At 50.4% G+C, this 11,114-nt stretch carries 13 protein-coding genes; 3 read left to right on the top strand and 10 right to left on the bottom strand.

Annotated features, from left to right (window positions below; all coding sequences use genetic code 11):
• Positions 1-34 precede the first annotated feature (34 nt).
• On the bottom strand, positions 35-901 hold the full coding sequence (gene htpX, locus ACYVIC_RS06005; protein ID WP_460858171.1) for a protease HtpX: 867 nt from the start codon (positions 899-901) through the stop codon (positions 35-37).
• A gap of 155 nt (positions 902-1,056) precedes the next feature.
• Here htpX and pepE point away from each other — a divergent pair, with 155 nt between their 5' ends.
• Positions 1,057-1,758: a dipeptidase PepE gene (pepE, locus tag ACYVIC_RS06010; RefSeq protein ID WP_460858173.1), complete on the top strand. Its 702-nt coding sequence runs from the start codon at positions 1,057-1,059 to the stop codon at positions 1,756-1,758.
• A 121-nt stretch (positions 1,759-1,879) separates the two neighbouring features.
• Here the strand turns inward: pepE and bioD are convergent, their stop codons facing one another.
• From bioD to bioB, 4 genes are read right to left on the bottom strand one after another with little or no spacing between them, the layout of a single operon-like run.
• The gene (gene bioD / locus ACYVIC_RS06015; RefSeq protein ID WP_460858175.1) at positions 1,880-2,569 is read right to left on the bottom strand and encodes a dethiobiotin synthase; all 690 of its coding nucleotides are present in this window, start codon (positions 2,567-2,569) and stop codon (positions 1,880-1,882) included.
• A complete protein-coding gene (gene bioC / locus ACYVIC_RS06020; RefSeq protein ID WP_460858177.1) occupies positions 2,559-3,362 on the bottom strand; it encodes a malonyl-ACP O-methyltransferase BioC in 804 nt (267 codons plus the stop codon). The genes bioD and bioC overlap by 11 nt, the downstream gene beginning before the upstream one ends.
• Positions 3,359-4,510, bottom strand: coding sequence for an aminotransferase class I/II-fold pyridoxal phosphate-dependent enzyme (locus tag ACYVIC_RS06025; protein ID WP_460858179.1), 1,152 nt, complete (start codon positions 4,508-4,510; stop codon positions 3,359-3,361). The genes bioC and ACYVIC_RS06025 overlap by 4 nt, the downstream gene beginning before the upstream one ends.
• Before the next feature lie 4 nt (positions 4,511-4,514).
• On the bottom strand, positions 4,515-5,555 hold the full coding sequence (gene bioB / locus ACYVIC_RS06030) for a biotin synthase BioB (RefSeq protein WP_460858181.1): 1,041 nt from the start codon (positions 5,553-5,555) through the stop codon (positions 4,515-4,517).
• 106 nt (positions 5,556-5,661) lie between these two features.
• On the opposite strand from bioB, the gene bioA reads away from it, so the two are divergent.
• Positions 5,662-6,933, top strand: coding sequence for an adenosylmethionine--8-amino-7-oxononanoate transaminase (gene bioA, locus ACYVIC_RS06035; protein ID WP_460858183.1), 1,272 nt, complete (start codon positions 5,662-5,664; stop codon positions 6,931-6,933).
• Here the strand turns inward: bioA and ACYVIC_RS06040 are convergent.
• Entirely contained in the window at positions 6,930-7,304 is a 375-nt protein-coding gene (locus tag ACYVIC_RS06040; protein WP_460858185.1) for a hypothetical protein, read from the bottom strand. The two genes, bioA and ACYVIC_RS06040, sit on opposite strands and share 4 nt — an antisense overlap.
• Before the next feature lie 101 nt (positions 7,305-7,405).
• On the opposite strand from ACYVIC_RS06040, the gene asnS reads away from it, so the two are divergent.
• Positions 7,406-8,806, top strand: coding sequence for an asparagine--tRNA ligase (gene asnS / locus ACYVIC_RS06045; RefSeq protein ID WP_460858187.1), 1,401 nt, complete (start codon positions 7,406-7,408; stop codon positions 8,804-8,806).
• 91 nt (positions 8,807-8,897) lie between these two features.
• Here the strand turns inward: asnS and ACYVIC_RS06050 are convergent, their stop codons facing one another.
• The 4 genes from ACYVIC_RS06050 to ACYVIC_RS06065 all read right to left on the bottom strand — a co-directional run bounded on the left by ACYVIC_RS06050 (position 8,898) and on the right by ACYVIC_RS06065 (position 11,074).
• The gene (locus ACYVIC_RS06050; RefSeq protein WP_460858189.1) at positions 8,898-9,167 is read right to left on the bottom strand and encodes a type II toxin-antitoxin system RelE/ParE family toxin; all 270 of its coding nucleotides are present in this window, start codon (positions 9,165-9,167) and stop codon (positions 8,898-8,900) included.
• Position 9,168: 1 nt separating this feature from the next.
• Positions 9,169-9,438: a type II toxin-antitoxin system RelB/DinJ family antitoxin gene (locus ACYVIC_RS06055; RefSeq protein ID WP_460858190.1), complete on the bottom strand. Its 270-nt coding sequence runs from the start codon at positions 9,436-9,438 to the stop codon at positions 9,169-9,171.
• Positions 9,439-9,553: 115 nt separating this feature from the next.
• Positions 9,554-9,856: a hypothetical protein gene (locus ACYVIC_RS06060; RefSeq protein ID WP_460858192.1), complete on the bottom strand. Its 303-nt coding sequence runs from the start codon at positions 9,854-9,856 to the stop codon at positions 9,554-9,556.
• Between the two features lie 138 nt (positions 9,857-9,994).
• Positions 9,995-11,074: a serine hydrolase domain-containing protein gene (locus tag ACYVIC_RS06065; protein ID WP_460858194.1), complete on the bottom strand. Its 1,080-nt coding sequence runs from the start codon at positions 11,072-11,074 to the stop codon at positions 9,995-9,997.
• Positions 11,075-11,114: the final 40 nt, after the last annotated feature.

Below are 11,114 nucleotides of genomic sequence, written 5' to 3' on the forward strand. Positions count from 1 at the left end.
ACTCTTGCCCCCAGGTGTCTTACTTAACTACGTTTTAAAACTGCTGACCACGTAGCGCCGCTATACGTTTTTCCAGTGGCGGGTGGCTTAAAAACAATTCGGACTTTTTCGCGCCACCGGCAATACCAAAGGCCATCATACTGCCTTCCAGCTGGCTTTCGTGGTTATGTTTCAACCGCTCCAGCGCCGCTATCATCTTATTCGGCCCGCCTTCAAGCTTAGCGGCACCGGCATCAGCACGGTATTCACGCTGACGTGAGAACCACATCACAATAATACTGGCCAGCACACCAAACACCATTTCCAGCACTATTACCGTAGCGAAATAGGCTAAACCGCCGCCCTGGTTATTATTGCCATTGTTATTGAGCATACCAGCCACTAAACGCGCCAGGAATATCACAAAGGTGTTTACCACGCCCTGAATTAACGTCAGGGTAACCATGTCACCATTGGCAATATGCGACACTTCGTGTGCCAGTACCGCTTCAACTTCATCTTCGCGCATATTACGCAGCAAACCGGTACTTACTGCCACCAGCGCATTGTTTCGGTTCATACCTGTGGCAAAAGCGTTCATCTCCGGTGAGTCGTACACTGCCACTTCTGGCATGCCAATACCGGCGTTTTTTGCCTGGCGTGCCACCGTGGTCATTAACCATTGCTCAGTCGCATTGCGCGGCTGCTCAATAACGACAGCACCGGTAGAGCGTTTTGCCATCCATTTAGACATGGCTAGAGATATAAAAGAGCCGCCAAAACCAAACACTGCAGCAAATACCAATAAACCGCCTATACCACTTCGATCTATACCTAAAACGCTAAACACGATATTCAGTACAATGCTCAGTACTAATATCACTGCCAGGTTTGTGATTAAAAATAAAACGATTCTCTTCATACTGCGAACCCTCAATTAGCTTAATGCAACGTACTATATGGGCTTAGAGGCTGTTTTCAACGTTTTTCACCAACAACAGCAGATGAAAATTTGTAACTAAAGGTGTCTGCTGTTTGTATCTTAGATACAATAGCGGCAACATGAAGGAGTTAGCCATGCAATTATTACTACTAAGCAGTTCCCGTGCCAACAACAGTGCCTATCTGGCGCCTTATATGACCTGGATCAGCGACCACTTAGCAGCTGTCGATGAACTGCTGTTTATTCCTTATGCCGGTGTCAGTATCAGTTATGACGATTACCTCACCACCGTGCAGCAGGCTTTAGCACCGCATGGCATCAAAGTCAGCAGTATTCACCAATTCGCAGATGCGCGTCAGGCAATACTTAACGCTAAAGCCATTGCTGTCGGTGGCGGCAATACTTTCCACCTGCTTTATCAGTTATATCAAAATGATATAGTTAACCTAATCACAGAACGCGTAACCGCCGGCGTACCCTATATTGGCTGGAGTGCCGGCTCAAATATTGCCGGGGCGACTATTCGCACCACTAATGATATGCCAATTATTGAGCCGCCTTCGTTCAATGCGCTTAACCTGTTACCGATACAGTTAAACCCACATTATACCGACTATAAACCCGAGGGATTCCACGGCGAAACCCGCGATATGCGACTGGCGGAATTTATGACATTAAACCCTGTAACACCTATTATTGCACTGCCCGAAGGCAGTGCACTTAAGCGCAGTGGCGACAACCTGACGTTGCTGGGGGTTGATGGCGGCTATCTGTTCCGTGCTGGCAATAAAACCCCTTTGGCACAGCACAGTGATTTAACGGATATGCTGGAATGACGCAGCAGTATTAGGCTTGGACAACCGGTTTGCCCACACCAACACGCCGTGAATACATCCCTGTAGGCTCGATTCAGGCATCCATGCCTTCAACGGTTGGTTTAGAGCAAACCTAATGTCCTTAGTCCTGAGTTAGCTGTTCTACTTGCTTTGCCAGATCCCGTGCAAGTTGCTGATACTGCGCCGGTGCTGGCGCATAAGGCACTATACCCAAACACGGCGCAACTATACGCTGACGTAAATCGGCAATATTTTGCTCAAGCAGCGCCATGTCCGGGTCAATGCAATTGGCGACCCAGCCTAGTAGCTTGCAGCCGCTGCGCTCAATCTCGCGCACCGTTAACATGGCATGGTTTAAACAGCCGAGTTTCATGCCTACCACCAGCAGCACCGGCAAGTTATGTTCAGCTACCCAGTCTGCCAGATAACGTTTGTCATCTATAGGCAATAACCAACCACCGGCACCTTCAATCAGCAGTCGCTCTGCATCCAGGCTTTGCCAGTTTGTCAGTGCGTTATTCAAAACCTTTTCGTCGATGTGTCTTTTTTCGTTGAAGGCGGCCAGATGTGGCGCTACCGGCGCCTGATAACAGATTGGGTTTATCTGCACATAAGGTAACGCGATACCGGAATGTTGCTGCAACAGTAACGCGTCACTATTTCGACCCTGCTCGTCAGCGCCCGCCGCTATTGGCTTAACACCAACCGCAGCTACATTTAGCGCCTCAAAGCCCTGCAACAGCAAAATACTGACATAGGTCTTGCCAGCGTCAGTATCGGTTGCGGTTATAAATAGCGGTTTAGCTGCCATGTTTCACTCCGCTTATCATCAGCACCTGATAACTGGCCGGCAAACCCAGCATAGTGCGATGTACCTCATAGGCTTGTGCCAGTTGTTGCCAGTACCCTTTACCGGTTAAACCATTGCGCCGCCCGGCAACCTGATTGGCCCCCAGCAGTTTTAGCTCGCGGGCTAAGGTCTGTACGTCGGGGTAATACAGCGGATAACGCCGCTGTTCAAACTGCCAGTTAACGCCTGTCGCCGCCAAAGCCGCCTGCTTTATGCTATCAACCGCTAAAAAACGGCTGACATGCGGATACTTATCCAGGCTGGCAAATGCCTGGGCCAATTCGGCCAACGTGCCTTCTACCAGCGTGGTGATAACCACTTTACCACCAGGTGTCAGCACCCGGCTTATTTCTGCAAAAACCGCGGCTGGCTTGGCGCACCACTGCAGCATCAGGCTGGAAAATACCGTATCTACACTGCTATCGGCCAGCGGCAATTGCTGCGCATCGGCTTGCAGGTAGGTTTTTGCCAATGCTGCCTGCGCCGCTTTTGCCAGCATGCCGGCGCTTAAATCAGCTGCGGTAAAAGCGTTGCAGTAATCGGTTAAACGCGGATGAAGCCAACCCGGGCCGCAGCCCAGATCAAGCAAATGCCCGCGAGGCTCTTTTGCCAGCTTGGCTAATGCATCCAGCGCTACCTGCTGTTGTAAACGGGCGCCTTGCATATAACTTTGTGATGCGGCGCTAAAGCTTTTAGCCACTTGCAGGCCAAAGCCGCTGGCACTGTATAACCTGTCTTGCATTACAGCACTCATACTAACTGCCTTAACTGCTGTACTAATTGTTGAATATCCTGCCCGGTATGATGGGCACTTAGCGTGATACGTAATCTTGCACTGCCCTGTGGCACTGTTGGCGGCCGGATAGCACTAAGCCAAATACCGGCATGCTTTAACGCCTGGCTAACACTAAGCGCCCGCTCGCTGCTGCCCAGCACCACTGCCTGAATGGCGCTTTGGGAGTCAAGCAGCGGTAAATCACTGGCCAGAGCACGAAAGTGCGCAATATTGCTATGCAGTTTGTCACGGCGCCAATCGTCCTTACGACACAACTCAATGCTTTTAAGCACCGCAGCACAGAGCGCCGGCGGCAACGCCGTACTGTAGATATAGTGCCGGCCAAATTGCTCAATGTAGTCGATAACGGTTTTGCCAGCCGCAACAAAAGCACCGCCAACGCCAAGTGCTTTACCAAAATTGGCCATGCTGCAAAACAACTGGTTTGCTGCAATGCCCTGTTCTGCTGCGCTGCCCTTACCTTCAGGCCCCTGTACACCCAAACCGTGCGCATCGTCCAGCAGCAAGGGCGCATTGAACTGTTGGCACAAGCCAAGGGTGGCCTTTATGTCCGGACTATCGCCATCCATACTGAATACGCCTTCAGTGACTACCAAAGGTTGCTTAACCTGGCTAAGTAAATGCTGCAGTGCCGACAAATCATTGTGACCAAAGCGCTTAAAGCTTGCGCCACTGTGCAAAGCAGCATCAATTAACGACGCATGGCTAAGCTTATCCAGCAACAGGGTGTCATTTTTATGGCTCAGCGTTAACAGCATTGCCTGATTAGCAGCAAAGCCGGAGGAAAACAGCAACACACGCTCAAAACCCAGCCAATCGCATAAACTGTCGCTAAGCTGCTGATGCACGCTATGTTGTCCGGTAACCAGCGGTGAGCCGCTGCTACCGGCACCATAGCGGCTGGCACCATCAGCGAAAGCTTGCAGCACCTGGGGCTCGGTGGCTAAGCCCAAATAATCATTGCCACAAAAGTTAATATAGCCTTGTCCGGCAATTGTCAGCACCCGGCCGCTGTATTGCTCAAGCGTCACTGGGGTGCGCAGCAATTGCTGTGCTGCACGCTCGCTCAGCGCTTGTTGCAGCTGGGCAACTCTGTCGGCAAACATGCTGTTACTGTGCCGCGTGAAACAGCGGAGGGTTAGTCTGCTCTTTTATGGCATCGGCCAGCGCCAGTGTGTGCGCTTCATCTGACACATCATGGCGCTGCTCGGGTTTAATACCCAGCTTGGCAAATAACAACATATCGGCATCCGCTTCCGGGTTGTCGGTGGTAAGCAGTTTATCGCCGTAAAAAATTGAATTAGCGCCGGCGAAGAAGCACAGCGCCTGCATTTGCTCATTCATTCGTGAGCGGCCGGCAGATAAACGCACATGGCTTTGCGGTAACATAATGCGTGCTACGGCTATGGTGCGGATAAATTCAAACGCATCTAAGTCGTCAACGTTTTCCAGCGGCGTGCCGGCCACTTTAACTAACATGTTGATCGGCACACTTTGTGGGTGCTCGGGCAAATTCGCCAGCTGCATCAGCAGTGCTGAACGATCATTGCTGCTCTCTCCCATGCCTAAAATACCACCACAGCATACTTTCATGCCGGCATCGCGCACATGGCTTAGCGTGTCTAAGCGGTCCTGATAGGTACGGGTAGTAATAATCTCACCGTAAAACTCCGGTGAAGTATCTAAATTGTGATTGTAGTAATCCAGGCCGGCACCTGCCAGAGTTTGGGCTTGTTCACCGGTTAACATGCCAAGCGTCATACAGGTTTCCAGCCCCATGGCTTTTACGCCCTGCACCATCTCAATGATGTACGGCATATCGCGCTGTTTGGGGTTAGTCCATGCCGCGCCCATACAAAAGCGGCTGGCGCCTTTTTCTTTGGCAGCTTTGGCCTGGGTCAGCACTTTTTCTACTTCCAGCAAGCGCTCACGCTCTAAACCGGTATTGTAGTGACCGCTTTGCGGGCAATATTTGCAGTCTTCGGCACAGGCACCGGTTTTAATCGACAGTAAGGTGCTTACCTGTACTTCGTTTGGTTTAAAGTGCTGGCGGTGCACCGTCTGCGCCTGAAACAGTAAATCGTTAAATGGCAAGGCATACAGCGCGTTAACTTGCGCCAGGGTCCAGTCGTGACGGACAACAGAGTGCATAAATATCCCTGATTAAATTGAGGTTGTAATTGTTTTCGGCTAGTCTAACCGCCGCAATCGGGTTGTCAACGCTGACCAGAGTTAAAAATTTACAGTAGGTTAAATAATGAGCATAGATCTGGCATTTGATCGCACGCATATCTGGCATCCATACACCTCAATGCTTACTCCGCTGCCGGTGTATCCGGTGGTGGCAGCAGAAGGCTGTGAGCTTAGACTGGAAAACGGCCAACGTATAGTCGATGGCACCGCGTCCTGGTGGTCGGCGGTGCATGGCTACAATCACCCCGAGCTTAACGCGGCCGTCACTAGCCAACTGGGCAAAATGGCGCATGTAATGTTTGGTGGTATTACCCATCAACCGGCCGTTGATTTGTGCAAACAACTGCTGAGTATGGTGCCGCAAAATTTAACCAAGGTATTTTTAGCCGACAGCGGCTCAATTGCGGTAGAAGTAGCGATTAAAATGGCGCTGCAATACTGGTTGGCAAGCAGTACACCGAAAAAACAAAAGCTGATTAGCCTGCGTAAGGGTTACCATGGTGATACCTTTGCCACCATGGCGGTGTGCGACCCGGTCGACGGTATGCACGATATGTTTGCCGCCTTACTACCACAGCATTACTTTTTACCGGCGCCGCAAAGCCGCTTTGGTGGCGAATTTTTTCCCGACGACATAGTGCCACTGGAGCAACTATTAGCGCAGCATCACACTGAAATTGCCGCACTTATTCTGGAGCCGATAGTGCAAGGCTATGGCGGTATGCGCTTTTATCACCCTGAGTATCTGCGCCGTGCCCGCGCCTTGTGCGATAACTACCAGGTACTGTTGATAGCCGATGAAATTGCTACCGGCTTTGGTCGCAGCGGTAAGCTGTTTGCCTGCGAACATGCCGCCATACAACCAGACATTATGTGCGTAGGTAAAGCGCTTAGCGGCGGCTACATTACGCTGGCAGCGACCTTGTGCACCAATGAAATTGCCCGCGGCATCAGCTTAAGTGCCGCCGGCGGGCTAATGCACGGCCCTACTTTTATGGCCAACCCTCTGGCCTGTGCGGTAGCTAACGCCAGTTTAAATATAATTGCTAAGGGCGCTTGGCAGCAGCAGGTCGCGGCTATCGAGGCGCAGCTTAACCGCGACCTGGCGCCCTGCCGGCAATCGCCGCTGGTAAAAGATGTGCGGGTGTTAGGCGCCATAGGCGTGTTAGAGCTGCATAATAAGGTTGATGTGGCCGCGTTGCAGCAGCGTTTTGTTGAGCTGGGCGTATGGATCCGGCCATTTAACAATTTAATTTACGTGATGCCGCCGTTTATTATCCGCCCCGATGAGCTAAGTAAGCTCACTGCTGCTATGCGCACTGTGGTTGGCGTTTAAGCATACCAGTACAAATACAGCAGGAAGCCGGCACAGCTTAACAACAGTAATATAATATTCAGGTGCAGATGATCATTGCGCCGGCGCGAGCGCAGATAATTCAGCAATAAGCTTACGCCACTTAAGGCCGCCGTGGCCCACAGCATATATTGCAAATACAGCGTTAATTTAGGCCGCCAGTCGGTGCGCACCTCAATACCCCAATAGCGCACCAGGCCGGTGTCCATTTCTGGCCTGGCGTAGTGCGCCACCACTAAGGCCAGCACGAACAACAACCAGGCAATAATCGCCAGCCAGGCAAAAGCTCGGCACAGCAAATCCGGCCCGCTGCGGCGCTCGTTTTTTATTGTGGTTTCACTGCTTAACGTCAATTTTAGCGTCCTGATAACTTTTACTTGTGTTGTGCGTTTGGCTCAGTATCATTACAGCCTCTATGCTGTTTGCTAAGTTTATACCCTCTGGAGTTTGTTGCATGACGCACGCCGTAATTAAAGATGTATTAGCTGGTCGCTATGCCGTGGGTGACACTGTCACCGTTAAAGGCTGGATCCGCACCCGCCGCGATTCTAAAGCCGGCATTTCCTTTTTAGCTATTCATGATGGCAGCTGCTTTGATGCAGTACAAGCAGTGGCACCGGCCGAGCTTAATAATTACGAGTCAGAAATCAAACGCTTAACCACTTCTTGCTCGGTCGCTGTCAGCGGTGTTGTTGCCCGCTCTGAAGGCCAGGGCCAGGCATTTGAGTTACAAGCCAGCAATGTTGAGGTTTTAGGCTGGGTAGAAAACCCGGACACCTACCCTATGGCACCCAAACGCCACAGCATGGAATACCTGCGTGATCACGCCCACTTGCGCCCACGCACTAACATTATGGGCGCCGTTACCCGGGTACGGCATTGTTTAGCCCAGGCGGTTCACCGCTTTTTCCACGAGCAAGGCTATTACTGGATCAGCACGCCTATCATCACAGGCTCAGACGCTGAAGGCGCCGGTGAAATGTTCCGCGTTAGCACGTTGGACATGGAAAACCTGCCACGTAACGATAAAGGCAAAATCGATTACAGCCAGGATTTCTTCGGTAAAGAAACCTTCTTAACCGTATCTGGCCAGTTAAACGGCGAAACCTACGCCTGTGCCATGTCAAAAATTTACACCTTTGGCCCGACATTCCGTGCTGAAAACTCTAACACCAGTCGGCACTTAGCCGAATTCTGGATGATAGAGCCAGAAGTGGCCTTTGCCGAATTAAAAGATATCGCCCAGTTGGCCGAAGATATGCTGAAGTACGTCTGTAAAGCAGTTCTGACCGAGCGCGCTGACGATATGGCGTTTTTCGCCGAGCGTATCGACCCGACCGCTGTAACCCGCTTACAGCAGCTAGTTGATTCAAGCTTTGTGCGGATGGATTACACCGACGCTATTGAGATCTTAAAAAGCTGCGGCAAAAAATTCGAATACCCGGTTGAATGGGGTGTCGATTTACAATCTGAGCACGAGCGTTACCTGGCCGAAGAGCATGTTGGCGCGCCTATCATCATGCAAAACTACCCGAAAGACATTAAAGCCTTTTACATGCGTTTAAACGCCGACGGTAAAACCGTAGCGGCAATGGATGTATTAGCACCTGGCATTGGTGAAATTATCGGTGGCAGCCAGCGTGAAGAGCGCTTAGAAGCCTTCGATAAACGCCTGGATGAAATGGGCTTAAACAAAGAAGACTATGGCTGGTATCGCGACCTGCGCCGCTACGGCACAGTACCACACGCTGGTTTTGGTTTAGGCTTCGAGCGTTTAGTGTCCTACGTTACCGGTATTGGTAATATCCGCGATGTTATCGCCTTCCCGCGTACACCGGGTAATGCTGAGTTTTAATATCTCGTAAATTACACAAAAGGCGCTTTAACCAGCGCCTTTTTTATTGCCAAACAAGTAATAATGCGAACAAAAAGTTATGCAATTGCAGTTAGAATACTTCGCTGTGTGAACCAATTCGGGCGAGTTGTAAACAATCATTGGCAACTCTGTAGATAAGAACGAGATCTGGCTTAATATGACAATCACGAAACCCCAACCAGTTGCCAGTCAGCGGGTGATCGACATTTTTAGCAGATAACGACTCGCCGCGTTGCAATTTAGAGATAATATTGCCCACTTCCAAGATGTCTGGAATAGGCATTTTGGCAATCTTCTTAAAGTCTTTCTTAAACTGCGTGGAATATTCCAGCGCGAGCATTTCACACTACGCCTTCGGTTAACTCACTAAGCAGTTTATCTACCGACTGACTATTATTGCCTTTGCCATCGGCAAGTTCTTTAATCGCTGCAGCTGTTGTCTCATTTGGCTGGCGGGCTTTTAGCTCAAATGGAATACCGCCGTGGTTAATTACAGCTCTGGCGAACAATTTAAGCGCCTGAGATGGGCTTAAGCCAACTTCATCGCAGATATTGGTAAAAGCGACTTTAGTGTCATGATCAATACGTGTACTTAGCATCTCGCTTTTCATGCTTAACCTCCTAAGCGTGTTGCAATGTGTGACATTGTAGTACAAAGCATAGTTTTCGTACAACAAACTGCACCGGTTAGCTCTATAGCCGACCGGCGTATTACCACGGCTGTTGTCAGCCTAAACCATATAAAACTGACACTACCTTGTCTTGCCGGTTAAATTCTATATTGCAGCTCAGCAAGTGAAAATGCAGTGCGCTACTATGGATAACACGCTTACCCTGCTGCAGGTTTTCAACTTTATATTCCGACAAATTAATCGTGTCTAATTGCCGGATCACACTTGAGTAAGCCGTGCCTGTACTAAAATTGCCGCAAAGATAATACACTTCCTTTCGTGCTTCGTTGGCGTAAAAACCGAAAACCAGTAAGCCCGCGATGCTAATTGCTGCACCAACAAATTTTAGTTTAAGCATAATCCTGCTGTTTATTAGATGTTGTTTCAATAGCGCCCACCAGCTGAAGTCACGGACCTTGTCCGTCAAAGCCTGCCGCCGGCTTGCCCCGCGTCCACTTAAGTTAAACGTTGATAGATCAACTGTGCCACGCTACAGCTATTTCGGCAATATCAGTGTCTGGACCGAGTCGACGAGCGTGCGCGACCAGACACCATCTTTATTGCCGTTGGTCAGATAGATAACGATGTAATGATTATCGAGATCATCGTCAAACAGGATGCGAACCCGCACCTTGGCGCCACCATCGTGGCCAACCTCATGCCAGCGACCCGACTCAGCATAATCCCAGCCGGTTGCAAAAAAGCCGACATTACCGTTAACAAACTTATAGGGCTGCCAAAGTCGCAGTAGTTCCGCCTTTGACACAAGTCGTCCATGCGCGATGGCGGACATGAATTTGCCCATGTCATCCAGTGTCATGTAACCCCCTACGTGTGCCGCACTGTAATCCGGCCACGCGATAGACATATCAGGCACAATCTTGCCCTCCTTCGCCCGATAGCTTTCGACAAGGCGAGCCTTGGGCACGTCGGCAAGATCGAACCACGTCTCCTGGAGATCAAGCGGTTCTATGATCCGCTGCCGCAGCAGTGTGCGGTATGACGTTCCCGTTACGGACTCGAGAACAGCTGCAATCACCAGATTGTTGGTATTGGTGTAACGCGTTCGTTCGCCAGGTGCAGATACAGACACATCTTTTAAGTTCGCAAAAACGGCTTCCAGGCTGGGCGGAAACGGCCGCGAGAAATCACTGCTGTCAAAATATTCAGGCACGCCCGAGACATGGTTTAAAAACTGATCGATACGGATATCACGCCAGGAATGCGGCAGATCCCCGACATAACGTGAGGCGGGAGCAGAAATGTCCAGCTTTCCTTCTTCTTGTAACTGCATGGCGAGGGTAACGGCGAACAGCTTGCTTACTGAGTAGACAGGGAAGACCGTCTTTGGTGTTACAGGTATGCTGCCTCCGAGCACAGTAGTGCCGGTAGTATTGCGGTACAGAATATCGCTGTTGTGCAGCACCAGCACGGCCTGTCCTGGAATGCCATGTTTTTGGGCATTAGCGCGCAGTTGAGCGTCAATTGCGGCATGGTTATCGATAGCTAGAGTCTGAGCACAGGCGGCACACGCGAGCAATAAGTATAGCGAGGCAAACAAACTACATTTTGTCATTTGATTTCCAATTTTAAATGACTAGGGTCAGAGAAAAGTT

The sequence above is a fragment of the Rheinheimera gaetbuli genome, assembly GCF_054781935.1.

Excerpts from the sequence above, each read along its gene's own strand:
- htpX (WP_460858171.1), bottom strand. The coding sequence starts at position 901 with ATGAAGAGAATCGTTTTATTTTTAATCACAAACCTGGCAGTGATATTA.
- pepE (WP_460858173.1), top strand. The coding sequence starts at position 1,057 with ATGCAATTATTACTACTAAGCAGTTCCCGTGCCAACAACAGTGCCTAT.
- bioD (WP_460858175.1), bottom strand. The coding sequence starts at position 2,569 with ATGGCAGCTAAACCGCTATTTATAACCGCAACCGATACTGACGCTGGC.
- bioC (WP_460858177.1), bottom strand. The coding sequence starts at position 3,362 with ATGAGTGCTGTAATGCAAGACAGGTTATACAGTGCCAGCGGCTTTGGC.
- ACYVIC_RS06025 (WP_460858179.1), bottom strand. The coding sequence starts at position 4,510 with ATGTTTGCCGACAGAGTTGCCCAGCTGCAACAAGCGCTGAGCGAGCGT.
- bioB (WP_460858181.1), bottom strand. The coding sequence starts at position 5,555 with ATGCACTCTGTTGTCCGTCACGACTGGACCCTGGCGCAAGTTAACGCG.
- bioA (WP_460858183.1), top strand. The coding sequence starts at position 5,662 with ATGAGCATAGATCTGGCATTTGATCGCACGCATATCTGGCATCCATAC.
- asnS (WP_460858187.1), top strand. The coding sequence starts at position 7,406 with ATGACGCACGCCGTAATTAAAGATGTATTAGCTGGTCGCTATGCCGTG.
- ACYVIC_RS06050 (WP_460858189.1), bottom strand. The coding sequence starts at position 9,167 with ATGCTCGCGCTGGAATATTCCACGCAGTTTAAGAAAGACTTTAAGAAG.
- ACYVIC_RS06055 (WP_460858190.1), bottom strand. The coding sequence starts at position 9,438 with ATGAAAAGCGAGATGCTAAGTACACGTATTGATCATGACACTAAAGTC.
- ACYVIC_RS06060 (WP_460858192.1), bottom strand. The coding sequence starts at position 9,856 with ATGCTTAAACTAAAATTTGTTGGTGCAGCAATTAGCATCGCGGGCTTA.
- ACYVIC_RS06065 (WP_460858194.1), bottom strand. The coding sequence starts at position 11,074 with ATGACAAAATGTAGTTTGTTTGCCTCGCTATACTTATTGCTCGCGTGT.